Here is a 26,769-nt window from a genome sequence, read left to right as displayed (position 1 = left end):
GGCGCCCCCCATGGACCCATCCGGCTAGACGGCAATTCCTGCCGTCGTCCGCCGCGTCCTAGACCTTCTTGCGGGATCCATGGCGATCACCGCACGGATGTTGCCGTTTGCCAACTCGAAAGCAGCAGTGGTGACGAGATCGCTCCAGCGCTGCAGGGCGTCGGCCTTCTCATCGAAATAGTCGTAGAGCTGGTAGATGCCACGAACCCCCGCCTGTCGGGTACCGACTTGGTTGAGGATAGCTTCCGTAACCTCCATCGGGACACCCATGGATTGGCACCCTGTGGCGAGCGAACGACGCAGGTCGTGCACCACCCAAGGCTGCAGAGCGGTGCCCAGCCTGAGTGCCGCCGGCGGATTGCCGGCCAGGACCGAGCCGATTTCCTCGTTCAACGCGATCTTCAGCTTGCTGTATCCGGCGATCGGGACGCGTCCATCGGTCGTGATCGCGGCTCCCGGCGTTGTCCCGTCCCCGCGCAAGACTTGCAGAACGGTCAGAGCCTGGTTGGAGAGAGGTACGACGTGATCGTTCTTGTTCTTGGTGCGCTCGGCCGGCAGCAACCATTCGCCGGAGTCGAAGTCGAGTTCCGCCCACTGGAGGCCCGCCACCTCCCGGAGACGCTGTCCGGTGAGGATTAGAAGACGGTAGAAGGAACGGAACGGGTCGGGGAGCTCACCAGCCGCCAGCCAGACCGTGGCCACTTCCAGAAGCGACAGCACCCGCTTGCGGCTCGGCTCGGCATGAGGGCGCCGGACACGGTCGAGCGGGGAATGCTCGACGATGCCGCGCTCGACGAACCAGTTGAACATCTGGCGCAGCCACTTGTGCATCTTGTTGGCCGCCGCCTTGCTGCGTTCACCGACGGCCTCCAGCGCCTCGGTCACCTTCGCCTTCGTGACCTCGTCCACCGTGCATCCCGCGAACGCAGGCTTGATGTCTCGCTCGAGCACGCCCTCGACGTCCTTGACGCTCCGTAGACCGTTGCCCTTCACATGGCGGTCGAACCAGCGATCGGCGAGCACGTCGAACATCCGTTCAGCGCGCCGATCGTCCTCCGCCGCCTTGGCCTGCTGGGCAGACGCGCGTTCGCCAGCGGGGTCCGAGCCGGATCTCACCGCAGTTAAGATTTCGAGGGCGCGTCTTCGCGCCTGCTCGGCCGTGAAGGGGGAGCCGTGCCGGCCGATCGTCACCTGCCGCTGCTTCTCGTCACGACCGCCGACCTGGTAGCGGAGCACGTATGTCCTGTCGCCGCCGCTGCTGACCCTGACGCCGAAGCCCTTCACCTCCGCGTCCCAGAGGACAGTCCGTCCGCCCGGCGGCGGGACCGCGAGAGCCTCCACGCTGGACTTCGTGATCCGCGTGACCGAACGTCTCGATACGCCGCGTTCGTCTGCCATCTCCGTCGATCCTCATCGAGCCGGATGACCAAAAAATCGGTCATGACCGGGTCACTCGCAGGAAGTAACCTGCGGCACCCACCGGGTACCTATGAGGCCTAATAAACCGCAGATTTCTGCCAGTTAACACCCGCTAGATACCAACAGGAACCTATGGAACCCATCGGGAATTTTCTTGGTAAGGCTGAGGTCGTGAGTTCAATCCTCACCGGCAGCACCATTTTTTCCGTGACAGATCACGGCGTGTAGCCGCCGCTAGAAGCGGGTTTGGCGGCGGGACTTCGCGCTGAGGCGTTGCGGTCGCGTCTTTCCATCTGCAAACCGCCAAGATGGAAAACGCCATTGAAGCCAGCGGCATACGCCAGCTGAACCGCCGCGCCCTGATCGCCGGCGCGGGCGCCGCGCTCGTCCTCCCGAACGCGGCACAGGGGCGGGCCGAGGCGCAGGCCCGGCCACTGATTGACGGCTGGTATGCCGATCCCGAGATCCGTATCTTCGCCAATCGCTACTGGATCTACCCGACCTATTCCGCCGACCGTCACACGCCTGCGCCACCCAGCCGGCTGAGCGCGTGGCAGCGCGAGCAGCGCCGCGCGCCGCACATCTGGGCGCCGTTCCTGCGCCAGACATTCCTCGACGCCTTCTCCTCACCCGACCTCGTCCACTGGACGCGGCATCCGCGCGTGCTCGATGTCGCGCAGGTCAGTTGGGCGGCCTATGCGATGTGGGCCCCATCGGCGATCAACCATCGCGGACGCTATTATCTCTCCTTCGGCGCCAACGACCTCAAGAGCGATGCGCAGGTCGGCGGGATCGGCGTCGCGGTCGCGACGCGGCCGGAGGGCCCGTTCCGCGATGCGATCGGGCGGCCGCTGATCGGCACGATCGAACAGGGCGCGCAACCGATCGACCAGATGGTGTTCCGCGACGACGACGGCAGCCTCTACCTTTATTATGGCGGCTGGAAGCATTGCAACGTCGCGCGCCTGTCGGATGATTGCACCGCAATTCGGCCGTTCGCCGACGGCAGCCGGTTCAAATCGATCACCCCCTCGCCCGATTACGTCGAAGGGCCGTTCATGGCGAAGCGCGACGGCGTCTATTATCTGATGTGGTCCGAGAACGACTGGACCGGGCCGGATTATCGCGTCGCCTATGCCACCGCGCCCGGGCCGCTCGGACCGTTCACGCCGCGCGGCGTCATCCTGCAGCAGGATGCGCGGATCGCGCGCGGCGCCGGGCATCATTCGCTGGTGCGAATCCCGGGCAGCGACGATTGGTACATCGTCTATCACCGCCGCCCGCTCGGCGAACGGGACGGCAATCACCGCGAGATCGCGATCGACCGCCTCCATTTCCGCCGCGACGGCAGCATCGCGCCGGTGGTGATGACCGCCGGCGGCGTCGGCCCGCGCCCGCTGCCCCGCTAGCCGCTCACGAACAGCGCGACACCGTCACCGTCTCGTCGTTCGCGACATGGTCGAGGTTGCGGTCGGCGCGGACGGGCACGGCGGCGCTCTCGACGATCCCGGGCCCTGCCCTCGCGATCACGATAACGACCCGTCGTCCTGATACATCTATGAATATCGGTGAATCACGACGCCCGCCGTTCGCGACGGTGGCGAAGCGCGGCGCGCCTCATCCCCCGGCGCGTCACGATGCCGGCGTGTCGCTCCACCCGCCGCCGAGCGCCTTGAACAGCGCCACCGTCTGTTGGCGAAGCTGCGCGTCGCTCAGCGTCAATTGCTCGCGCGCCGACAGCACCTGCGCCTGCGCGTTGAGCAGCGCGTCCTGCGCGACGAAGCCGGTCTGATATTGCGCGGCGATCGCATGCGCGCTCGCCTCCGCATCGGCGACGGCGCGGGCGAGTGCGGCATGGCGAAGGCGCTCGGCGGCGATCTGCGACAGCGGATCCTCGACATCGCGCAGCGCCTGCAGGACGATGGCGCGATATTGCAGCAGCGCCTCGTCGCGCTGCGCCTCGCGCAGCTTGACGGTCGCGCGCCGCCGCCCGCCGTCGAGCAGCGGCAGCTGGACCCCGCCGGTACCGGTCAGTTGCAGGCTGTCGCGGCTGATCAGGTTCGACAAAGCGGTCGAGATCAGCTGCGCCATGCCGGTCAGGCTGAAATGCGGATAGAGATCGGCGGTGGCGACGCCGATCTCGGCATTGGCGGCGGCGAGGTTGCGTTCGGCGGCACGCACGTCGGGACGGCGGCGGAGCAGATCGGAGGGCAGGCCCGGCGGGATCGCCGGAGCAGGCGGCAGCGTGACGCCGGGGCCGACGAATTCGGCATCGAGCGCGGCGGGCGGCTGCGCGAGCAGGATCGCCAGCGCGTGGCGACGAACGTCGATATCGGCGCGGATCGGCGCCAGCCGCGCCTCGGTGCCGGTGATCGATCCGCGCTGGCGGGTGACGTCGACCGGCGGCACCAATCCGACCGCGGCGACATGACCAGCGACGGTCAGCGCGCCGCGCTGGCGGGCGAGTTCGGCCTCGATCACCGCGACCTGCGCCTGGTCGGTGCGCAGCGCGAGATAGGCTTGTGCGACTTCGGAGGCGATCATCACCGCGGCGTCGCGGCGGTTCCATTCCGCCGCCTCGGTCCGCGCGGTCGCCGCCTCGACGCCGCGGCGCACCCCGCCGAACACGTCGAGCTCCCACGACGCGTCGAAGCCGGCGGCGTAGGTGGTGATGCCGCTGCCGGGGAGCGCGATGCCGCTGCTCGATCCGCTGCCTCCGCCACTGCTGCTGCTCCCGCCACCGCTGCCGCCGCCGAACAGCCGCGCGAGCGAGGAAAAGCCGGCGTTCTTGCTGAATTCGACATGCGTCGCGTTGGCGCTGGCGTTGACCTGCGGACTATAGGCCGAGCGTGCGACGATCTCCTGCAACCGCGCCTCGCGCACCCGCGCCGCGGCCAGGCCGATGTCGGGATTGTCGCGCAGCGCGCGCTGGATCAGCGCGGTGAGCTGCGGATCGCCGAACGTCGTCCACCAGGTCGCCGGGTCGATCCCCGCGCCCGCCGGCTGCGGCCCGGCGAAGCGCGGCGGCACCGCGACGACATCGGCGGGATGATAGTCCGGCCCGACGGTGCAGGCGGCGAGCAGCGCCGCTGCGGTAAGTGCCAGAAACCGCCGCATCAATGCGCTCCCCCTTGATTGCCGCCGGTCTTGCTGGCGCGCATGAACAGCACCAGCGGCGCGACGACGAGCACGACGATCATCAGCGTGCGGAACACGTCGAGGAAGGCGAGCATCGTCGCCTGCCGCTGCACCTGACTGTACAGCACGGCAAGCGGCGTGGTCGACGGATCGCCCTGCCCGGCGAACTGGCCGGCGGCCTTGCGCATCCAGTCGTTGTAATTGGCGTCGAGCGGGTTGAGCGTCTGCACCAGCTCGGTCTGGTGTTTCTGCAGGCCGTTCGACAGCAACGTCTGCGACAGCGAGATGCCGAGCGTGCCGCCGAGGTTGCGCGCGACGTTGAGCAGGCTGGAGGCCTGCGCGGTCTGGCTCTGCTTCAGCCCGACATAGGCGATGGCGTTGATCGGCACGAACAGGAACGGCAAGGCCATCGCCTGATAGAGGCGCGCGGTCGCCGCGTCGAAGAAGGTGATCTCGGCATTGAGATTGGCCATGTTGTACAGCGCCGCCGCCTGGACGAGCAGCGCCGGGAACAGCAGGAAGCGCACGTCGACCTTGCCGCTCAGCCGCCCGGCGAAGGGCACCGCGACCAAGGTCGCGAGGCCACCGGCGGTGAGCGCGAGGCCGGCGTCGAGCGAGCTGTAGCCGAGCACCTGTTGCAGCATCTGCGGGATGAGCTGCGTCGTGCCGAACAGGATCATGCCGGTGATCGCCATCACGCCGATCGTCAGCGCGAAATTGCGGTTCTTGAGCAGCCGCAGGTCGATCACCGGATCGTCGCGGTTGAGCTCCCACAGCACCAGCGCGATCAGCGCGGTCGCGGAGATGATCGCGCTGGTCAGGATCAGCGGACTCGAGAACCAGTCCTCGCGCTCGCCGCGATCGAAGGTGAGTTCGAGGAAGCCGAGACCGAGCGCGACGAGCAGCACGCCGATATAATCGATGCGCAGGCCGTTCCTGAACTTCTTGTCGCGGTCCTTCTTCACCTGTGCCGGCTCGTCGACGAGCGCCCGCACCGCGAGCCAGGCGGCGATGCCGATCGGCACGTTGATCAGGAACACCCAATGCCACGAGGCATATTCGACGATATAGCCGCCGAGCGTCGGCCCCAGGACCGGCCCGACGACCACGACGATCGCGAAGGCGGCAAAGGCCATGCCGCGCTGCGCCGGCGGGAAGGTATCGGCGAGGATCGATTGCTCGACCGGGGCGAGGCCGCCGCCGCCGATCCCCTGCAACACGCGCGCCAGCACCAGCGTCGTCAGATTGGGCGACAGGCCGCACAGCAGCGACGAGGCGGTGAACAGCGCGATCGACAGCAGGAAATAGCGTTTGCGGCCGATCGCGTCGGACAGCCAGCCCGAGATCGGGATGACGATCGCATTGGCGACGAGATAGCTGGTCAGCACCCAGGTCGCCTGATCGTTGGAGACCGACAGGCCGCCGGCGATATGGTCGAGCGCGACATTGGCGATCGACGTGTCGAGCACCTCCATGAAGGTCGGGATCGAGATGATCGCGACGATCAGCCACGGGCTGTACTTGCCCGCGGCGGATCGACTCGGCGACCAGCCCGCCGCAGCGCTCGCCATCGCTCAGCGGACCTTGACGGTCGGCACCACCGACATGCCGGGGCCGATCGGATAGCGGCGCGGATCGGGGCTGCCGTCATGCCGGTCGAATTCGATCCGCACCGGCACGCGCTGCACCACCTTGACGTAATTGCCCGTCGCATTCTGCGGCGGCAGCAGCGCGAACGCCTGCCCCGCGCCGCGCTGGATCGAATCGACATGGCCGGTGAACTTGACGGTCGGATAGGCATCGACGTGGATGTCGACCGGCTGGCCGATGCGCATCAGCTGGAGCTGCGTTTCCTTGAAGTTGGCGGTGACCCACATCCTGTCGGGGACGATCGCCATCAGCTGCGTCCCCGGCCCGACATAGGAGCCAACGTTGACCTGCCGGTTGACCACCTGCCCGGCGACAGGCGCGGTGAGGCGCAGGTCGTTGATCGTGACATTGGCCTGTTCCACCGCGGCGCGGCGGGCGGTGACGACCGCCTCGGCCGCCTTGACCTGACGCGCGGCGACGGTGACCTGCGCGTCCGCGGCGTCGACCTGGCGGCGGGCGGCGGCGGCATCGGCGGCGGTCGATCGCGCGGTGGCGCGCGCCTGATCGAGCTGCTGACCGGCGACCGCGGTCGGATCGAGCTTGAGCAGCGCCTGATAACGGTCGAGGTCCTGCGCCGCCTTGATCGCACTAGCGAGCGGGACGCGCGCCTGCGCCGCCGCCTGATCGCGCGCGGCGAGCGCGGCGGATACCTGCGCCAGCGCCTGCTGCACGCCCGCCTGCGCCTGGACGACATTGGCGCGCGCCTCCGCGACCTGAGCCTCCGGTCCCGACGGTTCGATCACCGCGAGCAGCCGGCCCGGTTCGACGTGGCGATTGTCGATATTGGCGACGCTGACCAACGTGCCGGCGACCTGCGGGGCGATCCTGACGATATGCGCGTCGACGAAGGCGTCGTCGGTCGATTCATATTGCCGCGCGTGCAGGTAATAGAGCGTACCGCCGATCACCAGCACGACGACCACCGCGATCAGGATGATCCAGAACAGCGGCTTCTTGAACAGCGACGGCTTCTTCTCCTTCGCATCGTCGTCGTCGTCTTCCGAATCGTCATCGTCGGAGTCCGCATCGTCGTCGTCCGAATCGTCGTCCTGCTGGTCGTCGCCCTTGTCGGCGGAGGTCGCCGCGTCATCGGCATCGTCGTCCGCCTGATCGTGCGTGGTCTTCTTCTGGTCGTCACGCTCGCTCATGGCGGCTCCTGCTGTGCGGCCCGGTCGGGAGGGTCGGGGCCGTGCGATGCGCATCGGCATCCGTCCGCATGGCCTGACGACTGGCGGGGCTGCCGGCGATGATGAGGGATGCCCCCGGCGTCACGCGGGCATCATGTCGGTCGAACGCACCATAAAGCCCCCCGGAAACAAAACGATACGTTCCGGATTCGCTAAAGCCGCCGCGGGCCGGATCGTTCCGCCTGCGCAAAGTAATTCAGGTTAGGCGGGTTTTTGAAGCGATCGGACTAGCCGCGGCGCGCCTGATCCGGCAGCCTGCCCGTCCCGATCGTCCAGCCGGAGCCTCCATGCGCCTGTCGCTCGCCGCCGCCCTCGCCTTCGCATCAACTACCTTCGCCGGCACGGCGGCCGCCGCGCCCGAGGCGGAGCATGGCAGCGGCCGCTATCCGGCGATCTACGAGGCGCTGCCGGGCCTGCCCGATCATGTCGTCTATCGTCCCGCCGATCTGACGCGACTCGGGCGCGAACGGCTGCCGATCTACGTCTGGGGCAATGGCGGGTGCAGCGCCGATGCGACGAGTTCGCGCAACCACCTGCTCGAGATCGCATCGCACGGCTATCTCGTCATCGCGTCGGGGACGATCCCCGGCCCGGCCAAGCCCGCCGCCGCGCCGGCCACGCCGGCCACGCCGGGCGCGCTGACCGTCGCGACCAAGACCGGGTTGCTCCGCGACGCGATCGACTGGGCGCAGACGGAGAATCATCGCGCCGGCAGTCCGCTCGCCGGCCGGATCGCCACCGACCGGATCGCCGCATCGGGGTGGAGCTGCGGCGGGTTGCAGGCGCTGGCGACCGCGCAGGACCCGCGCGTGACGACCGCCGTCATCATGAACAGCGGTTTCTTCCCCGAAGGCGCGAATCCGATCAACGGAGTCGCCTCCGACAAGGCGATGCTCGCCGGTCTGCACGGGCCGGTGCTCTACGTGCTCGGCGGCCCGACCGATATCGCCGCGGCGAACGGCACCGACGATTTCGCGCGAATCACCCGGGTGCCGGCCGCCCTGGTCAACATCCCGGTCGGCCATGGCGGCACCTATATGCAACCGCATGGCGGGGTCGGTGCGGAGGTGGTCACCGCCTGGCTCGACTGGCAATTGAAGGGGAAAAGCGACGGACAGGCCGCTTTTTCCGGTCCACAGTGTCGATTCTGTCACGATCCGCGATTGACGCTGGCGCGCAAGAACTTCAATTAGGCGCATTGGTGGCCAACCGAAAGCAAAGACCTTCATGCAGATCATCGTTCGTGACAATAACGTCGACCAAGCCCTCCGCGCGCTCAAGAAGAAGCTGCAGCGGGAAGGCGTGTACCGTGAAATGAAGCTCCGCCGGCACTATGAGAAGCCGTCGGAAAAGCGTGCCCGCGAGCATGCCGCCGCTGTCAGCCGCGCGCGCAAGGCCGATCGCAAGCGCGCCGAGCGCGATCGCTGATCGACCGCGTCTGACGCCACCACCCCCGGCGCGCGCCGGGCGGTGGCGGCGACAGGGACTCAGCCGTCCGTCAACGGCTTGGCGAGCGCCGGCGTCTGCTGATGCTGGACGACGCGCCATACCTCATGCTCGATCCGCCGGATCGTCGAGGTGCAATGCGCCTCATAGCCTTCGTCCCCGCGCTGCGCGTGGACCTTATAGCCGATCACGATCAGCCCTTCCTGCGGGCGTGACACCTGCCGCTCGCTGAGCTCGGCCGTCTCCCAGACCGGCGTCGCGGCGACCGCATCGATTGCGGCGTCGCCGCGCAGCACGAACGGCGGCCGCGGCAGCACCATCACCACCTCGGCATCGACCTTCTCGCGGTAATTGTCGGGACCCTCGGTCCACAGGCTCTCTTCGAACGTCCACAGGCGACTGTCTTCCATCTCGCTATCTCCCGGTGTCAGCCGGGGAAGAGCGGCGCGCGGCGACGAATGTTCCGTGATCGCCCGCCGTCACCAACCGGGCGGTGATGCGTTGCGGCTGTTCCACGAGGAGGCTTCATGACCGACACCGCCATTCAGACCCGCCAGCGCGAGATCGCCAGCGAACATCTGCTGTTCAAGCTGATCGAATATGTCGAAGACCGGCATCCCGGCCTGCTCGACTTCCTGGAACAGAGCCTCGACCATCTCGGCGACCCGGCCGACGATGCGAGCAAGGACGATGCGGGCGTGCGCGCGATCGCGCAGCGGATGATCACCGGCGCCCGGCGGCAAGGCACCGACTGATCGACCGCTCCGCGGATAGTTATCGCGATAATGATATCGACGGACCGCCGCGACGATCCTAAATCATTATCGCGATAACAAACAGGAGTTCGCCATGTCGGTCGACGTCAAATACAGCACCACCGCCACCGCCACGGGCGGCCGCGACGGCCATGCCCGGTCCGACGATGGTCGCATCGACATCGGCCTGTCGACGCCGCGCGAGCTGGGCGGCGCCGGTGGCGAGGGCAGCAACCCCGAGCAGCTGTTCGCCGCCGGTTACGCCGCCTGCTTCATCGGCGCGCTCAAGGTCGCCGGGCGCGAGCTCAAGCTGGCCGTGCCGGACGATGTCGCGGTGACCGCGACGGTCGGCATCGGTCCGCGCGCCGAAGGCGGCTTCGGCATCACCGCCGATCTCGCGGTGGCGCTGCCCGGCATCGCTGAGCCGGACGCGAACCGTCTGGTCGAGGCGGCGCATCGGATCTGCCCCTATTCGAACGCGACGCGCGGCAACGTCGATGTCGGGCTGACGCTCGCCTGATGACGGGCTCGCGGATACGGATGGCGGCACGCGGATTGTAGCAGCCTACTCTTCCGAAGGTTTTGCCATGATCCGTTCGTTCCTCATCGGCCTGGTTGCCGGCCAGCGCGGCATCACCCCGCTGGCGGTGATCGCCACCGCGACGCGCCGGCACGAGGTGCCCGCCGCGCTGCCGCTCCAGTCGCTGATGCGCCATCCGCTGGTCGCCGCGGGGACGGCCGCCTTTGCCGCCGCCGAAATGGCGGGCGACAAGATGAAGACGGCGCCCGATCGTATCGTCCCGGTCGGGCTGGCGGTGCGCAGCGTCACCGCGGCCTATGCCGGCGCCGCGCTGGCGCCGCGCGGCAAGCGGCTGCTCGGCGGCGGCATCGCCGTCGCCAGCGCGCTCGCCTCCTCCTATATCGGCTGGCGGTTGCGCTGCGCCGCGATGGACCGCTTCGGTCAGACCGCGAGCGGCTTCGTCGAGGACGCGCTGGTGTTCGGCGCCGGCCTGGTCATCGCCAACCCGCGGCTCGTCGCCGACGAGCTCTGACCTCAGCGCAGCATCGCCAGCGCCGCCATCAGCAGCGCGGCGATGCTGGGGTAGAAGGTCAGCGCGAAGCCGAGCGCGCGCGCTTCGGCACCATCGCGATAGCCGCTCCAGAACAGCAGCCGTCCGGCGGTGAAACAGGCGGCGAACAGCGCCACCGGCACGCGCGCGTGATCGCTGATCAGGGTCAGCGCGGCATAAGCGATGCTGGCGAGCAGCGCTTGTTCGGCGGTGTTGCGCAGGATCGCATTGGCCGCATCGACCCGGTCGTCGACACCGTCGCGGCCACCGATCGCCGCCGTCGAGGCGAAACGGCGGCGTGCCACGTCGCCGATCGCCGCCGCCATCCACAGGCCCAGCACCAGCAGCGCGATGCCCAGGGTGGTCAGCCGCGCCTCGAGCACCGCGGCGCTGCTGCGATAGCTGCCGAGGATCGCCGCGGCGATCGTCAGCCCCAGGCCGATGCCGATGCCGCGCGCGACACCGGTCTGCGGCGACCGCTTCGGCGCAGACACCGGCTCGCTCATACCAGCAGCCCCTGCAACAGCTTGGGCAAGGTGCCGCTTTCGCCGCGCGCCTCGGCCATGAACCGGTCCTTGAGCGGCGGCAGGCGATCGACCGCGCTGATCCCGAACCGCCGCACCGCGCTCGCGGTCTTGCCGGGGATGCCGAACAGCCGGGTCAGCGTATCGGTCGCCGCGGCGACCATGAAGGTGTCGAGCCCGCGCCAGCGCTGATAGCGTTCGAGCAGCGCGGGATCGCCGAGGTCGAGGCCGAGCCGCTTGCCCTCGACCAGCACCTCGGCCAGCGTCGCGACGTCGCGCAGGCCGAGGTTGAGCCCCTGCCCCGCGATGGGATGGATGCCGTGCGCGGCGTCGCCGACCAGCACCAGCCGGTCCGCGGTGATTCGCGCCGCATGGTGGAAGCCGAGCGGGTAGCTCGCGCGCGGGCTGGCGTCGTGCAGCGCGCCGAGGAAGCCGCCCATCCGCTTGCTCGCCTCGGCGAGGAAGGCGCGGTCGCCGAGCTTCATCATCGCCGGTCCGTCCTCGCCCTTCACCGACCAGACGATCGCCGAGCGATGGCCGATCGCATCGTCGGGCAGCGGCAGCAGGGCGAAGGGGCCGGCGGAATAGAAGATCTCGTAGGCGACGTCCTCGTGCGGATATTGATGGTGGAAGGCGCCGACGATCGCGGCATGGTCATACTGCCAGCGCGCGACCGGGATGCCCGCCGCCTCGCGCGTCGGCGAATTGCGGCCCTCCGCGGCGATCAGCAGCGCCCCGCGCACCGTCTCCCCCGAATCGAGCGTCGCGGTGACGCCGGCGGGACCGCGAACGACGTCGACCGCACGGGTCTGCATGCGCAGGTCGATGCCGGCCGCGCCGCTCGCCGCTGTGAACAGCGCCGACCGCAGCGCCTTGTTCTCGTACATCGTGCCGAGCGCGCCATCGTCGTCGGCGGGGCGGAAATCGAGCTTGCCCGGCGCGAGCCCGTCGCTGACCCGGATATGGCGGATCGCGCAGCCCTGCCCGGCGAGCGTCGCCCCGATGCCGATCGCGTCGAGCATCCGCCCGCTCGCGCTGGCGATCGCCGAGGCGCGGCCGTCGAAGCCGGGTGCGAGCACCACCGCCGGGTCGGCGGGATCGATGACGGTGCTGGTCAGGCCATGCGTGTCGAGCGCGAGTGCGAGCGTCGCGCCGACCAGGCCGCCGCCCAGGATGATGACATCTGTATCCATATCGCCTCCCTACGCCTGCACCGCGCGGGTGCCAATCGGCCTGTCGCCAACTGCCTTGACGTAACGCACCGGCGGCCCGATGATTCCGGCGCATTTCGCACATTGAAGGAACTGGGAATGGCGAGCCGTGCGCAGCCAGGGCTGTTGCGTGAGACGGTGAAGGCAGGGGCGGTGCGGGGCGGTGCGTTGATCGCCGCGATCGCGCTGTTCCTCCTCACCGTGCTGATGGTGCTGGCGCTGGCCAGCTACCATGCCAGCGACGCGGCGCTCAACACCGCATCGGGCGGACCGATCCTCAATTGGGCAGGGCCGCCGGGAGCGTGGTTCGCCGATTGCGCGCTCACCCTGTTCGGGCCGGCGGTGGCGCTGCTGCTGCCGGTAGCGCCGATCGTCGCGTTGCGCCTGTGGCGCGATCAGCCGCCGGGGCGCTGGGCGGCGATGCTGCGCAACGCGGCGATCGGCGTCGCGCTGATGGCGGCGGCGCTCGCCTTCGTCTCCGATTCGTCGGTGCTTGCGCTCCCCGCCGGCTGGGGCGGCATCATCGGCCTCGCCGTCGCGCACGCCGTGCAATGGGCGCTCGGCTTCCTCGGCCAGCCCGGCGTAGCGCGCTGGCTGGCGCGCGGCGTCGGCCTCGCGGCGGGAGTCGGCGGCATCATCATCTGGGCGAAGAGCCTCGAGATCGACCTCGGCGAACGGCGCTTCCGGCTGCGTCGCGTGCGGACCGCGGACGATTCGGTTACCGACGCCTATGACGTCGAGGACGACGACGATTATGACGATGACCTTGCCGACGAGCCGTTGCAGCTCGCCCGCAAGGTCGAACCACGCGCGCTCGCCGAGCCCGATCCGCGCCCGGCCCCCGTCATCGCCGACCGCAGCTCGGCACCGTCGGCAGCGAAGCCCAAGCCGCGCCAGCAGAGCCTCGACCTCGGTCACAGCTATACCCTGCCCTCGCTCGACCTGCTCACCCCGGCGCCGCCCGCGCCCAAGGGCACGATCGACAAGGCGGCGCTCGAACGCAATGCGCGCCTGCTCGAGAACGTCCTCGACGATTTCAAGGTGCACGGCGTCATCAATGAGGTGCGGCCCGGCCCGGTCGTGACGATGTACGAGCTGGAGCCCGCCCCCGGCATCAAGGCGAGCCGCGTCATCGCGCTCGCCGACGATATCGCGCGCAACATGTCGGCGGTGTCGGCGCGCGTCGCGGTGATCCCGGGGCGCAACGTCATCGGCATCGAACTGCCCAACCAGAAGCGCGAATCGGTGTCGCTGCACGAGCTGGTCGGCAGCCAGACGTTCGAGGATCAGGCGGCGCAGCTGCCGATCATCCTCGGCAAGAACATCGCCGGCGACCCGGTGATCGCCGATCTCGCGCCGATGCCGCACCTGCTCGTCGCCGGCACCACCGGCTCGGGCAAGTCGGTCGGCCTGAACTGCATGATCCTGTCGCTGCTCTACCGGCTGACGCCCGACCAGTGCCGGATGATCATGATCGATCCCAAGATGCTCGAACTGAGCATGTACGACGATATTCCGCATCTGCTGTCGCCGGTCGTCACCGATCCCGCCAAGGCGGTGCGCGCCCTGAAATGGGCGGTCGAGACGATGGAGGACCGCTATCGCCAGATGTCCTCGGTCGGCGTGCGCAGCCTCGCCGGCTTCAACGACAAGGTGCGCGCCGCCAAGGCGAAGGGCCAGCGGCTCGGCCGCCGCGTCCAGACCGGCTATCATCCCGAGACCGGCCAGCCGGTCTATGAGGAGGAGCAGCTCGACTACGAACCGCTGCCGCAGATCGTCGTCATCGTCGACGAGCTCGCCGACCTGATGATGACCGCGGGCAAGGAGGTCGAGTTCCTGATCCAGCGGCTGGCGCAGAAGGCGCGCGCCGCGGGCATCCACCTGATCATGGCTACGCAGCGCCCGTCGGTCGACGTCATCACCGGCGTCATCAAGGCCAATCTGCCGACGCGGATCAGCTTCCACGTCACCAGCAAGATCGATTCGCGCACCATCCTCGGCGAACAGGGCGCCGAACAGCTGCTCGGCAAGGGCGACATGCTCTACATGCCCGGCGGCAAGGGCATCGTCCGTGTCCACGGGCCCTTCGTCAGCGACGACGAGGTCCACCATATCGCCGATCACTGGCGCGCGCAGGGCCAGCCCGACTATATCACCTCGGTCACCGAGGAGCCCGAGGAGAGCTTCGCGCTGGAAGGCGCGCCGGAGGGGGAGGATTCCGCCGAGGACCAGCAATATCGCAGCGCGATCCAGCTGGTGTGCGAATCGCAGAAGGCGTCGACCAGCTGGCTCCAGCGCCAGTTGCGCATCGGCTACAATTCCGCGGCGCGGCTGATCGAGAAGATGGAGAAGGACGGCATCGTCAGCCGCCCCGATCACGTCGGCCGCCGCGAGGTGCTGCGCGATACCGAGGGGCATGCGATCTGACGTCGGCGGCGGGGGGGGCCGTGTGCTACCCGCCCTTCGACAGGGTCAGGGCCAACGGTAGGATGAAAGGCCTCCTCCATCGTTCGTGCCGAGCCTGTCGAAGCACGGATCTCCGCGAGCGGGCGCTTGATTGTACGCACCCTCCCCCGACGCGCACCGGCCGCCGCTCCGCATCGCTGACCGGGCGCGTCGGGACCCACCATCCCGGTTGCGCAGTTAAGCGGCCATTCAACGCCCCTTGCCCATCAGGACCCGCATGATCCGATCCGCTTTCGCCCTTGCCGCCGCGCTCAGCGCTCCCGTTGCCGTTCAGGCGCAGACCGGCGATCTTGCCGCGGTGCAACGCCATCTCCAGGCGCTGACGACGATGACCGCCGGCTTCACCCAGACCGATCGCACCGGCAAGGTGCTGACCGGCACCTTCACGCTCAAGAGCCCGGGCAAGCTGCGCTTCCAATATGAGAAGGGCGTGCCGATCCTGATCGTCGCGGAGGGCGGCGCGCTCACCTTCATCGATTATTCGGTGCGGCAGGTGCAGCGCTGGCCGATCAAGAATTCGCCGCTGTCGGTGCTGCTCGATCCGAGTCGCGACATCAGCCGCTACGCCCGGCTGGTGCAGACCGGCAACGACCGGGTCGTCTCGGTCGAGGCGAGCGATCCCAAACATCCCGAGATCGGCCGGATCACGATGATCTTCGCCCGCGACGCCGCGGCGCCGGCAGGACTCGCGCTGCAAGGCTGGGTGCAGCTCGACAGCCAGAACAACCGCACGACGATTCGCCTGACCAATCAGCGCTTCGGCGTGCCGGTTAGCGACGGAACGTTCAAATGGGTCGACCCACGGCGGTCAACTACGCGATAATGAACGCGAAATGCCCTCGCCATTCATCATCGCGACAGGTTGGCGGGCGTAAATACCCACTTGCGGATGTGGGGCGTCCGGGATTTTTCCCCCTGTTGCCCGGATGGACAACCCCCTTCCCGCCTGCGTGACGAACGCCAGGTCGGCCCTCGCTCCATGCCCCCGGAGCGGGGGCCTTTCCGTTTGGGCGCGCGGCGGCCGGTGTCCACCTTGCCCGCCCCTGCCCCATTGCCTAGATGCGGCGGCGTGAAGATCGTATCGTGGAATATCAATTCCGTCCGCTTCCGGATCGCCATCGTCGAGCAGTTCCTGCGCGAGGTCGCGCCGGATATCCTGTGCCTCCAGGAAACCAAGGTGGTCGACGAGGACTTCCCGCACGAGGCGTTCCACGCGCTCGGCTATGTCCACACCGTCATCCACGGCCAGCGGATGCATCACGGCGTCGCGATCCTCAGCCGCGTGCCGATCGTCGCCGATGATCGGTTCGACTGGCAGGCCAATCGCGAGGCGCGGCATATCGGCGTGCGGCTGCCCAACGGCGTGCGGCTGGAGAATGTCTACGTCCCCGCCGGTGGCGACGTGCCGGATCGGGCGGTCAACGCCAAGTTCGGGCAGAAGCTCGACTTTCTCGAGCGGATGACGCGCTGGTCGGCGGATCTGGCGGTCCCGACGATCCTCACCGGCGACTTTAACATCGCGCCGCTGCCGAGCGACGTGTGGAGCCACAAGGCGCTGCTCAAGACGGTGAGCCATACGCCGATCGAGGTCGAGGCGCTCGACCGGCTGCAGGCGTCGAACGACTGGGTCGATCTCGGCCGGCACTTCCACCCTGCCCCGGCGCGGCTCCACACCTGGTGGAGCTATCGCTCGCCCGACTGGACCAAGAACGATCGCGGCCGGCGGCTCGATCATATGTGGGCGAGCCGCGATGTCGCGGCGCAGGCGGTGGCGCATAGCGTACACGAGGATTGCCGCAGCTGGCTCAAGCCGTCGGACCATGTGCCGATCATGACCGAGTTCGCCTGGTGACCGACGCGCGCGCCGTCGCCCGCGCGATCGATGCGATGCGCCGCGGCTGGCCGATCGCCATGCAGGCGCCGGGCGAGACGCCGCTGTCGCTGCTCGCGATCGAGACGGCCGATCCGGCGGGATGGCAGGCGTTCACCCAGAATGAACCAGGCAAGGTGCTGATATCCCACGGCCGAGCCGCGACGCTCAAGCTGACCAACCAGCTCGCCGCCGCCGATCCGGACAGTCCGGTGGTCGTCGCCGCGGCGCCGTGGCTCGATTTCTCGACCGCGCTCGCGCTGGCCGATCCGCAGCTCGATCTGGCGACGCCGATGAAGGGGCCGTTCCGCACCGCCCCGGTCGATGCGACCGCGGCGGGTCTCGCGGCGATCCGGCTGGCGCGGATCGCCGGGCTGCTTCCCGCCTTCTTCCTCGACGGCATTGGCGCCGAAGTGACGATCACCCCGCAGGCGATCGATGCGCATCAGGACGCACGCGCGCTCCGGCTGGCGACGCGCGCGCGCTTGCCGGTCGACGGTGCCGAACAGGCGGAGATCGTCGCCTTCCGCGCGCCCGATTCAAGCGACGAACATGTCGCGCTGCTGATCGGCCAGCCCAACGGCGCGCCGCCGCTGGTCCGGCTGCACAGCGAATGCCTCACCGGCGACGTGCTCGGCAGCCTCAAATGCGACTGCGGCCCGCAATTGCATGCCGCGATAACGGCGATCGCAGCGAACGGCTGGGGCATCCTGTTGTATCTGCGGCAGGAAGGACGCGGCATCGGCTTGGTCAACAAGCTGCGCGCCTATGCCTTGCAGGATCAGGGATTCGACACGGTCGATGCCAATACGCGATTGGGCTTTGCGGTCGATGCCCGCGATTTCGGCGTCGCCGCGCGGATGCTGGAACTGCTCGGCCAGACGCAGGTGCGGCTGATGACCAACAATCCCGCCAAGGTCGAGGGACTGGAAGCTGCGGGGATCGATGTGATCGAGCGCGTGCCGCACGCCCTGCCGCCGAACCCGCATAATGCGCGCTATCTCGCCACCAAGCGCGATCGCACCGGCCATCAGCTGTAGCGGGATCGCCGAGGCTGGCGCGGGATGATTGCACGTCTCTGTCCCCATAGGGACAGGGAGCACCAGCCGCGCAAAGGGCAACCTCTCTGCGCCCTCCGCGCCTCTACGCGAACCCGAAAGACACGAATTGCCGGCGCGACGCGAACCTAGGCGGTGAACGCCTCCGGATCGATCATCCCGGTCAGCCGCAGCGCCGCGCGGCGCGCGAAGGCGAGCGTGCAACGTTTGCGGACGTGCGCGGGCAGCGGCACAGTATGCGCCTCGCGGATGATCGCGGCATCGTAGCGGTCGGCGACGATCACCCCGGTCCGTTCGGGGAGGAAGGCGGCGCCGTCGAGCGGACCGGTGTCGAATCCCGCCGGCACCGCCCAGTAATATCGATCGCAATGCGCGAGATAGTCCGGCCATTTGCCGTCGCCGAGCAGATCGGCGCGCGATACCTTGATCTCGACGACGACGAGTTGGCCGCGCGCGTCGATCGCCATCAGGTCGGCCCGGCGACCGCCGTCGAGCGGCACTTCGGCGATGGTGGTGAGATCGTGGCGCAGCAACATCCGCGTCACGCCGCGGGCGACATCCGCAGCGCAAAGCGCGGCATCGCCGCCGTCCAAACACGAAGCGGGGGCCATGTCCAACATGACCCCCGCTTAGGAACATTATGCGAACGGAGCAAGCCCGTCCGTCGCGTCTCAGCGATAGAAGACGTGGTTGCCGATGCTTGCGATCTTGATGACGTTGCCGGCCGGGCGGCGGTTCGGCGTATTGAAGAACAACGCCTTGGGTGCCGGGCTCTCCCAAGCTGCGGCCAGCGCGATCTTGGCGACGGCGAGCGCGGTGCGGTAGCTGGCACGGCCCTGGTCGATCGACGGGATCTCACCGCCGCGCACGAAGCTGAACTGGCCACGCTGCTTGACGACCGAGCAGATGTCGGTCGGGAAGCGGCCCGACTTGGAGCGGTTGATGATCACGTTGGCGACGGCAAGCTGGCCGGCGAGCGGCTCGCCCTTCGACTCGAAATAGATCGCACCGGCGAGGCAGCGCTGCGACGAATCGATATCGTCGGCGTCCTGCGCGGCGACGGCTTCGGCGAGGCTGTTGTAATGATCGTCCTCGTCCTGCTCTTCGGTCGGGATCGGCTGAACCATCGCAGCCTGCGGAGCGGCGCTGACGGTAGGAGCGGGATCGGCGGCGACCGGGACGGGAACCGAGACGGGGCTGACCGCATTGATGATGCGGATGGTCGAGGCAGGCGCAGGGATCGCGGTGCGATCGATGTCCGATGCCTTGACGGGCGAGCTGTGGCTGATCAGGCCCGCCAGAGAGAAAGTCATCGCCGCGATGGCCGCGGCGCGCTGCATAATCGTCATCTACGTCTTCGATGTGCGGTGAGATCACGGACCCGATCGGCCAGGCCGATCGTCCGGGCGTCCCCCCGACTGCGTCACCACCCCGGATCGCACCCGGGCGCGGCACAACGCGCATTCACTGTGCGCGCGGCTTTCGTCACGGGGCTGTCATAGTCAATTCGACGCGATCGTTTCAGCGGCGAACCGTTCGGCTTCCGGGATGTCCAGTTCGATTACCCACAAATCCGGATCGGATTGGCGGCGCCGCCGCCAATAGCCTTCGACATCCCCGGTCACGGCCGAATCGGCCAGAGTCGCTTCCCCATCAAAGTCGATCCGGCGTTCGAGCACGCGCGTCGGGCCGTCGCGCTGTTCGATCAGCAGCAGGATCGCCCCGCCCTGCGCCTCGCCGCGCGCCCGCACCATGGCGATGCCGCCGGCGTCGTTGACGCGGCGGAGCAGCGCGCCGACGACGAGCTGCGTCGGCAGCCGCGCGGTCACGCGCTGCGATAGCCGGGCAGGCCGGACAGCGCGATCTGCGAGCGCATGAAGGTGCCAGTGCCGCGCGCGACCTCCTCCCCCTCGGCATCGATCAGCCGGGCATCGGCGACGTAGACGCGCCGCTTGCCGCTGATCCACCGCCCCTCGGCCACCACCGGTCCCGCCTTGAGCGGGCGGGTGAGCAGCAGGTTGAACGCGGTGGTGAGCAGGAAGCGATCGGTGACGAGGCTGTTCGCGGCATAGAAAGCGGCGTCGTCGAGCATCTTGAAATAGCTGGTGCCGTGCACTGCGCCGGCGGCGTGATAATGATCCTCGGTCAGCCGGAAGTGGATGCGCGCGACACCCGCCTCGACCACCTCGAGCCGCGATTCGAACATTCGGTTGATCGGCGCGGCGGCGTAGAGCGACTCCAGCGCGCGGAAATGCGCGAGCGCGCCGGCGTCAGGCGGCATCGCGCGCCGCGTCGGCGGTGAACAGCGCGTAGAGCGCATCCGGCGATCCCGCACCGCGCAGCTTGGCGAGAAAAGTGCGGTCGCGCAGCCGGCGCGAGACGCGGGCGAGCGCCTTGAGATGCTCGGCACCCGCATCGACCGGCGAGAGCAGGGTAAAGACGAGGTCGACCGGCAGCGTATCGACCGCGTCGAATTCGATCGGCTGCGCCATTCGCATGAAGATACCCGATACCGCACCGAGGCCGGGCAGGCGCGCATGCGGAATGGCGACGCCGCCGCCGAAGCCGGTCGAGCCGATCTTCTCGCGCGCGGCGAGTCGTTCGGCGGTGAGCTTGCCGTCGAACCCGAGCGTCTCGGCGGCAAGGGCGAGCTGCGCGAACAGCGCCTTCTTGTGCGCGGCGGCGATACCTTCGTAGACCGCCTCAGGGCGCAGCAGATCGCTGAAATCGTGCATGCATGACTCGATTGGTGGCCCCGCCGGGGGCTGTAGCCAAACCGGCGGGGCAGGGGAAGATCAACCGGCGGCGGGCTGCTGCGCGACCTCGCGCTGCGGCTCAACCCAACCGATCGTGCCGTCGCCGCGCCGATAGACCATGTTGTACGATCCGGTGCCGGCGTTGCGGAACATCAGCGCGGCGGTGTTGCGCAGATCGAGCATCATCACCGCATCCGACACGCTGGCGTCGGGAATGTCGACGCGCGTCTCGGCGATGATCAGCGGCGCGTCGCCGACGTCCTCGTCGCTCTGCGCCGGCTCCTGGAAGAGCGTGTAGCCGGCATTGTCATAGCCGAGGTCCTCCTGCGCGGCGACCGCCTCGCTGGCGTGGCGATCCTTGAGCCGGCGCATGTAGCGGCGCAGCTGCGTCTCGATCTTGGCGGCGGCGGCGTCGAAGGCGGGATGCGCCTCCTGCGCCTGATGGCTGCCCTTGAGCACCAGGCCCTTCATGACATGCACGACGATATCGCATCGGAAGCCGACGTCATGCGGCCCCTTGCCGAACGTCACCTCGGCCGAGATGGCACGTTCGAAATGCTTGCTGGCGATACCCTGAAGTCGGTCGCTCACATGATCCTTGAGCGCGTCGCCGGTTGCGACCTGATGACCTGAAATCCGGATATCCATTATAGTCTCCATGGTTATGGGGCTGGCCTGTTGGCCTTCACCCGGTTGGCGTCATTCCAACGCCGCGACCCCCCACAGCGGGTCCTGCAGCTTCGCAACAAAAGCCGCATGGGCGGCAAGTTCCGCCTCGGAGGCGCGGAACTGCCGCGGCGGCCGGACGGTGACGGGGCGGCGTACCGCGACCTGGGTCGTGGTAGCGATGGGCACGTCGCTGACCAGGCCGAGCCCGATCTGGCGACCGCCGAGCAGTTCGACATAGACCTGCGCGAGCAACTGCGCGTCGAGCAGCGCGCCGTGGAGGACGCGGTGCGAGCGGTCGATGCCGAAGCGCGAACACAGGGCGTCGAGCGTATGTTTGGCGCCGGGATGGCGGCTGCGCGCGATCTGCAACGTGTCGACCATCCGCTTGACGTGGACGATCGGCCGGCCGCAGCGCTGCAACTCGCCGTTGAGGAAGGAAAAGTCGAAGCCGGCATTGTGCGCGACGAGCGGCGCATCGTCGAGGAAGGCGATGAGATCGTCGACCGCCTCGGCGAATTTCGGCTTGTCGCTGAGGAACGCCTCCGAGATGCCGTGCACCGCCTGCGCCTCGGCGGGCATGTTGCGCTCGGGGTGATAATACGCGTGGAAGGTGCGGCCGGTCTCGACTCGGTTGATCATCTCGACGCACCCGATCTCGACGAGCCGGTCACCGCCGGCAAAGCTCAATCCGGTGGTTTCGGTGTCGAAGACGATCTCGCGCATCGGGACGTTATCCGCCTGCGCGCGCCGCCATGCAAGCGATGACGCGGCGAACCGCGGCGCGCGTGTGGTCGAGCGACACGTCGGTGGCGACGACATGCGTCGCGCGCGCGCGCTTTGCCGCATCGGGCAGCTGGCGGGCGAGGATCGCGTCGAACTTCGCCTCGGTCATGCCGGGGCGGGCAAGCGTGCGCGCGCGCTGCACCTCGGCCGCGGCGGAGACGACGACGGTGGCGTCGACCTGCTCATCGCCGCCGGTCTCGAACAACAGCGGCACGTCGAAGACGACGAGCGGGGCGTCGGCATGCGCGGCGAGGAAGGCGGCGCGCTCGACCGCGACGGCGGGATGGACGATTCCCTCCAGCCGCTTCATCGCCGCATCGTCGCCGAGCACCGCGGCGGCGAGGGCAGGGCGATCGACTCCGCCCGCGCCGGTGGTGCCAGGAAACGCCGCCTCGATCGCGGCGACGAGCCGCCCGCCCGGACCCTGCAGGCGATGCACCGCGGCATCGGCATCGAAGACGGGCACGCCCTCGGCGGCGAACATCGCCGCGACGGTCGACTTGCCCATGCCGATCGAGCCGGTCAGACCGAGCACGATCATCCGAGCAGCAACGCCCGCAACGCATCGTCGCGGGTCCGCGGCGGCGCCTCGCCGAAGAACAGTTCGAAGGCGAGCGCCGCCTGACCGATCAGCATCTCGAGCCCGTCGACCGTCTCGAGCCCGCGGGCGCGCGCCGCGGCGAGCAGCGGCGTTTCGAGCGGCGAATAGACGATGTCGTAGACGATCGCCTCCTCGTCGAGCGGCGACAGGTCGAGCGTGAGCGGCGGCTGCCCCGTCATGCCGAGCGTGCTGGCGTTGACGAGCAATGCGGTATCGTCGGGCAGCGGTGCGGTGAGCGGCAGCGCCTGCCCCTTGAGCTTGAAGGCGGAAAGCAGCACGCCGGCCTTGAGCACGTTGCGGTTGAGCAGCGTCACCGCGCCGACCTCCATCCGTGCCAGCGCGAACAGGATCGCGCGCGCCGCGCCGCCCGCGCCGATTACCGTCACCGCGCGACCGGCGAAGTCGATCCCGGCGAGCGGCGCGTAGAAACCGCCGGCATCGGTATTGGTGCCGACCGCGGCGCCATCCTCCGCGCGGAACACCGTGTTGATCGCGCCGATGCCGCCGCGCACGTCGCCGCGATCCTCGACATGGTCGAGCGCGGCGAGCTTGTGCGGCATGGTGACGTTGCAGCCGCGCCAGTCGGGATCGTCGCGCCGCGCCGCGAAGAAGGCGGGCAGATCGGCGGGCGCGACCAGGGTCTTGCGATACGCCGCGTCGAGCCCGAGCTGCTCCAGCCAGAAGCCGTGGATGATCGGCGACTTGGACTGGGCGATGGGGTCGCCGATCACCTCCGCATAGGGGCGACCGTCGCCGGGCGAGGCAAAGGGGCTGGTCATGACGGGATCACCTTGCGGACTCTAAGATAGTCGAGGACGTTGAGCAGCGGCAGGCCGAGCACGGTGAACTGGCTGCCCTCGATCTTGTGGAACAGCTGCGCACCCGGGCCCTCGATCCGGTAGCAGCCGACGCAGCCGGCGATCGCCGGCCATTCCTGATCGAGATACTGATCGATGAAGGCGGGTGACAGCGGGCGGACGTGCATCCGCGCCGCCTCGACATGACGCCAGACCGGGCGGCCGTTCTCGGCGATCACCGCCGCGCTCCACAGGTCGTGGCGCGCGCCGGACATGCGGGCGAGATGCTCGGCGGCCTGGTCGCGGCTCTCCGGCTTGTCGAGCAGGCTGCCGTCGGCGAGCGCGACGACGCTGTCGCTGCCGAGCACCAGCCGGCCGGGCGCACGCAGGCTGACCTTGACCGCCTTCATCTCGGCGAGCGCATCGGCGAGGTCGCGCGGCCGCGCGCCGGCGAGCGAGGCCTTGGCGGCGTCCTCATCGACGCCGGCGGCGGTCGCGTCGAACGGCACGCCCGCGGCGGTGAGCATCGCGCGGCGCGAGGCGCTCTGGGAGGCGAGGAGGATCATGCGGACGTCCTTTGGGTTTCGATCGGCTCCCTGTCATCCCTGCGCAGGCGGGAATGACACCAGACGGCGTGACGGCGAAGAGGTATTCGACCGGCGACGGACCATCCTCACCGCGCCACTTTGCGCTCGTTCGCCAGCGCGATGATCGCGGCGGCGGTTTCCTCGATCGAGCGGCGGGTGACGTCGATCACCGGCCAGCCGTTGTCGGCGAACATGCGGCGGGCGAAGGCGATCTCGCGCGTCACCGCTTCCTCCTCGACATAGGGCGTATCGGGCATCTGGTTGAGCGACAGCAGGCGGTTGCGACGGATCTGGATCAACCGGTCGGCGCTGGTCGTCAGCCCGACGACGAGCGGCCGGCTGAGCGTGAAGAGGATGCGCGGCGGCGGGCTTTCGACGACGATCGGGATATTGGCCGTCTTCCAGCCGCGGTTGGCGAGATAGATGGAGGTCGGCGTCTTCGACGAACGCGACACGCCGGCAAGGACGATATCCGCCTCCTCCCAATCCTCCGAGGCGATGCCGTCGTCATGCGCGATCGTCCACTGGATCGCATCGACGCGGGCGAAGTAAGCGGCGTCGAGCACGTGCTGGCGACCCGGCCGCGCCTTGGCCTGCTGGCCGAGCAGCCCCGACAGCGCATCGTTGACCGGATCGAGCGGCGCCACCGCAGGCAGGCCGAGCGCGAGGCAACGCTGCTCGAGGATGCGCCGCGTCGCGACGTTGACCAGCGTGAAGATCACCAGCCCGGGGTTCTGCGCGATCTCCTGGAGGATGCGTTCGAGATGCGCTTCGGTGCGCACCATCGGCCAGAAATGCCGCACCGTCTCGACGTCGTCATATTGCGCGAGCGCCGCCTTGGCGATGTTCTCGAGCGTCTCGCCGGTCGAGTCCGACAGCAGATGAAGATGGAGCCGCATCAACGGCGGCCGGAAAAATCGGCAACCGCAGGGTTGCCGGTCGGAGCGGGGCGCGCATCGCGATCGGACCGCTGATCGACCCTCTCGCGCAAGTCTGTGGACAACATGGGCATAAGCGATAGGGCAAGTCGGCACCCCCGCCAAGCGACGCCGACGCCGTGGACAAACCGGATTCCATCCACATCGCCACACACAGGGAACAGTTTTATCCACAGCCTGTGGATGGTGTTGGCGGCGGGTCCCGAATCGACGCGCTTCTGCCGATCCTTGCCGGTCAACCTGTGGGTGGTTAGGGCATGAAATGCTTTATCCCGCGTTCCACGCGCCAACCACTGCATCATCCTTTTCTAGAATCTTCTTAAGTAGGAAGAAGGCCCTGTCCGATCCTGTGAACATGTCCGCCGTGAAGCCCCTGCTCGCCACGTTGCGCGGTGCCAAGCCGGCGGTGCCGCCGATCTGGCTGATGCGCCAGGCGGGGCGATACCTGCCCGAGTATCGCGCGCTGCGGGCGGAGAAGGGTGGCTTCCTTGCGCTCGCCACCGATCCGGTCGCGGCGGCGGAGGTGACGCTGCAGCCGATCCGGCGCTTCGGCTTCGACGGCGCGATCCTGTTCTCCGACATCCTGATGGTGCCCTGGGCGCTGGGGCAGGCGCTGAGCTTCGGGCCGGGCGAGGGACCGCGGCTGGCGCCACCATTGGTCGATCATGCGCTGGACGCGCTGCAGGCGGTGCCCGAGCGTCTCGAGCCGGTCTATGCGACCTGCGAGCGGGTGGCGGCCGCCTTGCCGCCTCAGACCACCTTCCTGGGCTTTGCCGGGTCGCCGTGGACGGTGGCGACCTATATGGTCGCCGGGCAGGGGTCGAAGGATCACGCCGACACCCGCGGACTCGCTTATGCCGATCCGGTCGGCTTCAGTGCGATCATCGATGCGATCGTGACGATGACGATCGACTATCTCGCGCGGCAGATCGCAGCGGGGGTCGAGGCGGTGCAGCTGTTCGACAGCTGGGCGGGATCGCTGTCGCCGGCGCAGTTCGAACGCTGGGTGATCGCACCCAATGCGGCGATCGTCGCCGGGCTGCGGGCGCGCTGTCCCGAGGCGTGCATCATCGGCTTCCCCAAGGGCGCCGGCGGCAAGCTGCCCGCTTATGCGCGCGAGACGGGCGTCGATGCGATCGGCTTGGACGAGACGGTCGATCCGGTCTGGGCGGACCGGCATCTGCCCGCCGGCATGCCGGTGCAGGGCAATCTCGATCCGCTCGCGCTGCTTGCCGGCGGCGCGGCGCTGGATGACGGGATCGACCGCGTGCTCGCCGCCTTCCGCGACCGGCCGCACGTCTTCAATCTCGGGCATGGCATCGGCCAGTTCACGCCGATCGCGCATGTCGAGCAACTGGTCGCACGGGTGAGGGGATCGTGATGGACGTACTGGCGGGTGCCTATCTGTGGATCGTCGCGGCGCACGTGATCTTCGTCATCTTCTGGATGGCGGGCCTGTTCATGCTGCCGCGCTATCTCGTCTATCATCAGGAGGCGCTGGTCGCCGGGCGCGACGACGATGCCGCGCGCTGGGTCGAGCGCGAGGGCAAGCTGCGGTCGATCATCCTGACGCCGGCGATGATCCTCGTCTGGCTGCTCGGGCTGACGCTGGCGACGGTGGGGCAGCATTGGGCCGAGGGCTGGCTCCACGCCAAGCTGGCGTTCGTGCTGCTGCTCAGCGGCTATCACGGCTGGGCGGTCGGCTATGCCAAGCGGCTGGCGCGGGGCGAGATGCGCCTCGACGGCCGGCGGCTGCGGCTGATCAACGAGGTGCCGGCGCTGGCCGGTGCGGTGATCGTCGTCTTGGCGTTCGTGAAGCCGTTTTGATAGGATGCGAGCGCGTC

Annotated in this window: 30 protein-coding genes; 12 read left to right on the top strand and 18 right to left on the bottom strand. The window is 68.5% G+C overall.

The features are described from left to right. Window positions 1-24 precede the first annotated feature (24 nt). Window positions 25-1,398 carry a tyrosine-type recombinase/integrase gene (locus tag PBN85_RS00885; RefSeq protein WP_271299841.1) on the bottom strand — a complete coding sequence of 458 codons (1,374 nt, stop codon included), beginning with the start codon at window positions 1,396-1,398 and terminating at the stop codon, window positions 25-27. A gap of 329 nt (window positions 1,399-1,727) precedes the next feature. Here PBN85_RS00885 and PBN85_RS00880 point away from each other — a divergent pair, with 329 nt between their 5' ends. Next, on the top strand, window positions 1,728-2,828 hold the full coding sequence (locus PBN85_RS00880; RefSeq protein ID WP_271299840.1) for a glycoside hydrolase family 43 protein: 1,101 nt from the start codon (window positions 1,728-1,730) through the stop codon (window positions 2,826-2,828). 223 nt (window positions 2,829-3,051) lie between these two features. Here PBN85_RS00880 and PBN85_RS00875 read toward each other — a convergent pair whose 3' ends face one another. Genes PBN85_RS00875 through PBN85_RS00865 form a run of 3 tightly spaced genes read right to left on the bottom strand, consistent with a single transcriptional unit; the run spans window position 3,052 to window position 7,355 of the window. After that, complete coding sequence (locus PBN85_RS00875; RefSeq protein WP_037535885.1) at window positions 3,052-4,536, bottom strand: efflux transporter outer membrane subunit; 1,485 nt, start codon at window positions 4,534-4,536, stop codon at window positions 3,052-3,054. After that, window positions 4,536-6,128, bottom strand: coding sequence for a DHA2 family efflux MFS transporter permease subunit (locus PBN85_RS00870; protein WP_037535887.1), 1,593 nt, complete (start codon window positions 6,126-6,128; stop codon window positions 4,536-4,538). Before PBN85_RS00870 ends, PBN85_RS00875 begins: the two co-directional genes overlap by 1 nt. A 3-nt stretch (window positions 6,129-6,131) precedes the next feature. After that, window positions 6,132-7,355 (bottom strand): HlyD family secretion protein, encoded by a 1,224-nt coding sequence (locus PBN85_RS00865; RefSeq protein WP_037535888.1) that lies wholly within the window; start codon window positions 7,353-7,355, stop codon window positions 6,132-6,134. Window positions 7,356-7,681: 326 nt separating this feature from the next. On the opposite strand from PBN85_RS00865, the gene PBN85_RS00860 reads away from it, so the two are divergent. Continuing rightward, the gene (locus tag PBN85_RS00860) at window positions 7,682-8,587 is read left to right on the top strand and encodes a hypothetical protein (protein ID WP_271299839.1); all 906 of its coding nucleotides are present in this window, start codon (window positions 7,682-7,684) and stop codon (window positions 8,585-8,587) included. A 34-nt stretch (window positions 8,588-8,621) separates the two neighbouring features. Beyond that, window positions 8,622-8,822: a 30S ribosomal protein S21 gene (gene rpsU / locus PBN85_RS00855; RefSeq protein ID WP_037535892.1), complete on the top strand. Its 201-nt coding sequence runs from the start codon at window positions 8,622-8,624 to the stop codon at window positions 8,820-8,822. A 59-nt stretch (window positions 8,823-8,881) separates the two neighbouring features. Here the strand turns inward: rpsU and PBN85_RS00850 are convergent, their stop codons facing one another. After that, the gene (locus PBN85_RS00850) at window positions 8,882-9,250 is read right to left on the bottom strand and encodes a hypothetical protein (protein WP_037535893.1); all 369 of its coding nucleotides are present in this window, start codon (window positions 9,248-9,250) and stop codon (window positions 8,882-8,884) included. A gap of 117 nt (window positions 9,251-9,367) precedes the next feature. On the opposite strand from PBN85_RS00850, the gene PBN85_RS00845 reads away from it, so the two are divergent. From PBN85_RS00845 to PBN85_RS00835, 3 genes are all read left to right on the top strand, one after another. Then, entirely contained in the window at window positions 9,368-9,595 is a 228-nt protein-coding gene (locus tag PBN85_RS00845; protein WP_037535895.1) for a hypothetical protein, read from the top strand. Between the two features lie 94 nt (window positions 9,596-9,689). Next, a complete protein-coding gene (locus tag PBN85_RS00840; RefSeq protein ID WP_037535897.1) occupies window positions 9,690-10,115 on the top strand; it encodes an organic hydroperoxide resistance protein in 426 nt (141 codons plus the stop codon). A gap of 67 nt (window positions 10,116-10,182) precedes the next feature. After that, window positions 10,183-10,647 carry a membrane protein gene (locus PBN85_RS00835; RefSeq protein ID WP_037535898.1) on the top strand — a complete coding sequence of 155 codons (465 nt, stop codon included), beginning with the start codon at window positions 10,183-10,185 and terminating at the stop codon, window positions 10,645-10,647. Between the two features lie 2 nt (window positions 10,648-10,649). Here PBN85_RS00835 and PBN85_RS00830 read toward each other — a convergent pair whose 3' ends face one another. Both PBN85_RS00830 and PBN85_RS00825 read right to left on the bottom strand, forming a co-directional pair. Beyond that, a complete protein-coding gene (locus PBN85_RS00830; protein WP_271299838.1) occupies window positions 10,650-11,171 on the bottom strand; it encodes an MAPEG family protein in 522 nt (173 codons plus the stop codon). After that, window positions 11,168-12,382 carry a UbiH/UbiF/VisC/COQ6 family ubiquinone biosynthesis hydroxylase gene (locus PBN85_RS00825; RefSeq protein WP_271299837.1) on the bottom strand — a complete coding sequence of 405 codons (1,215 nt, stop codon included), beginning with the start codon at window positions 12,380-12,382 and terminating at the stop codon, window positions 11,168-11,170. Before PBN85_RS00825 ends, PBN85_RS00830 begins: the two co-directional genes overlap by 4 nt. A gap of 117 nt (window positions 12,383-12,499) precedes the next feature. On the opposite strand from PBN85_RS00825, the gene PBN85_RS00820 reads away from it, so the two are divergent. The 4 genes from PBN85_RS00820 to ribA all read left to right on the top strand — a co-directional run bounded on the left by PBN85_RS00820 (window position 12,500) and on the right by ribA (window position 17,776). After that, window positions 12,500-14,827 carry a DNA translocase FtsK gene (locus tag PBN85_RS00820; protein ID WP_037535904.1) on the top strand — a complete coding sequence of 776 codons (2,328 nt, stop codon included), beginning with the start codon at window positions 12,500-12,502 and terminating at the stop codon, window positions 14,825-14,827. A gap of 256 nt (window positions 14,828-15,083) precedes the next feature. Beyond that, on the top strand, window positions 15,084-15,689 hold the full coding sequence (locus tag PBN85_RS00815; RefSeq protein ID WP_037535906.1) for a LolA family protein: 606 nt from the start codon (window positions 15,084-15,086) through the stop codon (window positions 15,687-15,689). A 246-nt stretch (window positions 15,690-15,935) separates the two neighbouring features. Then, window positions 15,936-16,718 (top strand): exodeoxyribonuclease III, encoded by a 783-nt coding sequence (gene xth / locus PBN85_RS00810; protein ID WP_271299836.1) that lies wholly within the window; start codon window positions 15,936-15,938, stop codon window positions 16,716-16,718. Between the two features lie 35 nt (window positions 16,719-16,753). Further along, complete coding sequence (gene ribA / locus PBN85_RS00805) at window positions 16,754-17,776, top strand: GTP cyclohydrolase II (RefSeq protein ID WP_271300813.1); 1,023 nt, start codon at window positions 16,754-16,756, stop codon at window positions 17,774-17,776. Between the two features lie 146 nt (window positions 17,777-17,922). Here ribA and PBN85_RS00800 read toward each other — a convergent pair whose 3' ends face one another. The 11 genes from PBN85_RS00800 to PBN85_RS00750 form a co-directional block, all read right to left on the bottom strand. Continuing rightward, on the bottom strand, window positions 17,923-18,414 hold the full coding sequence (locus PBN85_RS00800) for an MmcB family DNA repair protein (protein ID WP_037535911.1): 492 nt from the start codon (window positions 18,412-18,414) through the stop codon (window positions 17,923-17,925). Between the two features lie 51 nt (window positions 18,415-18,465). Continuing rightward, window positions 18,466-19,143 carry a cell wall hydrolase gene (locus PBN85_RS00795; protein WP_271299835.1) on the bottom strand — a complete coding sequence of 226 codons (678 nt, stop codon included), beginning with the start codon at window positions 19,141-19,143 and terminating at the stop codon, window positions 18,466-18,468. Between the two features lie 153 nt (window positions 19,144-19,296). Further along, window positions 19,297-19,623, bottom strand: coding sequence for a DUF1491 family protein (locus PBN85_RS00790; protein WP_037535915.1), 327 nt, complete (start codon window positions 19,621-19,623; stop codon window positions 19,297-19,299). Beyond that, complete coding sequence (locus PBN85_RS00785; protein ID WP_037535917.1) at window positions 19,620-20,075, bottom strand: PaaI family thioesterase; 456 nt, start codon at window positions 20,073-20,075, stop codon at window positions 19,620-19,622. Before PBN85_RS00785 ends, PBN85_RS00790 begins: the two co-directional genes overlap by 4 nt. Beyond that, on the bottom strand, window positions 20,065-20,529 hold the full coding sequence (locus PBN85_RS00780; RefSeq protein WP_271299834.1) for a PTS sugar transporter subunit IIA: 465 nt from the start codon (window positions 20,527-20,529) through the stop codon (window positions 20,065-20,067). The genes PBN85_RS00785 and PBN85_RS00780 overlap by 11 nt, the downstream gene beginning before the upstream one ends. A gap of 60 nt (window positions 20,530-20,589) precedes the next feature. After that, window positions 20,590-21,198, bottom strand: a complete 609-nt coding sequence (hpf, locus tag PBN85_RS00775) for a ribosome hibernation-promoting factor, HPF/YfiA family (RefSeq protein ID WP_037535919.1) — start codon at window positions 21,196-21,198, stop codon at window positions 20,590-20,592. Between the two features lie 51 nt (window positions 21,199-21,249). Continuing rightward, window positions 21,250-21,942: a DNA polymerase III subunit epsilon gene (dnaQ, locus tag PBN85_RS00770; protein WP_037535921.1), complete on the bottom strand. Its 693-nt coding sequence runs from the start codon at window positions 21,940-21,942 to the stop codon at window positions 21,250-21,252. Between the two features lie 7 nt (window positions 21,943-21,949). After that, window positions 21,950-22,543, bottom strand: a complete 594-nt coding sequence (gene coaE, locus PBN85_RS00765) for a dephospho-CoA kinase (protein ID WP_271299833.1) — start codon at window positions 22,541-22,543, stop codon at window positions 21,950-21,952. After that, window positions 22,540-23,382: a shikimate dehydrogenase gene (aroE, locus tag PBN85_RS00760; RefSeq protein WP_271299832.1), complete on the bottom strand. Its 843-nt coding sequence runs from the start codon at window positions 23,380-23,382 to the stop codon at window positions 22,540-22,542. The genes coaE and aroE overlap by 4 nt, the downstream gene beginning before the upstream one ends. Further along, window positions 23,379-23,966: a Maf family protein gene (locus PBN85_RS00755; RefSeq protein ID WP_271299831.1), complete on the bottom strand. Its 588-nt coding sequence runs from the start codon at window positions 23,964-23,966 to the stop codon at window positions 23,379-23,381. The genes aroE and PBN85_RS00755 overlap by 4 nt, the downstream gene beginning before the upstream one ends. A gap of 107 nt (window positions 23,967-24,073) precedes the next feature. Then, window positions 24,074-24,886 (bottom strand): pyruvate, water dikinase regulatory protein, encoded by an 813-nt coding sequence (locus PBN85_RS00750; RefSeq protein ID WP_443026756.1) that lies wholly within the window; start codon window positions 24,884-24,886, stop codon window positions 24,074-24,076. Window positions 24,887-25,280: 394 nt separating this feature from the next. Here PBN85_RS00750 and hemE point away from each other — a divergent pair, with 394 nt between their 5' ends. Beyond that, on the top strand, window positions 25,281-26,306 hold the full coding sequence (gene hemE, locus PBN85_RS00745) for a uroporphyrinogen decarboxylase (protein ID WP_271299830.1): 1,026 nt from the start codon (window positions 25,281-25,283) through the stop codon (window positions 26,304-26,306). After that, entirely contained in the window at window positions 26,306-26,752 is a 447-nt protein-coding gene (locus tag PBN85_RS00740) for a CopD family protein (RefSeq protein WP_271299829.1), read from the top strand. Before hemE ends, PBN85_RS00740 begins: the two co-directional genes overlap by 1 nt. Window positions 26,753-26,769 lie beyond the last annotated feature (17 nt).

Origin of the sequence: Sphingomonas sp. CV7422 (genome assembly GCF_027945725.1) — a bacterium.
Taxonomy (GTDB): domain Bacteria; phylum Pseudomonadota; class Alphaproteobacteria; order Sphingomonadales; family Sphingomonadaceae; genus Sphingomonas; species Sphingomonas kyungheensis.
Note: the sequence above shows the minus strand (reverse complement) of the source record. Positions and strands in the feature narration are given on the sequence as shown.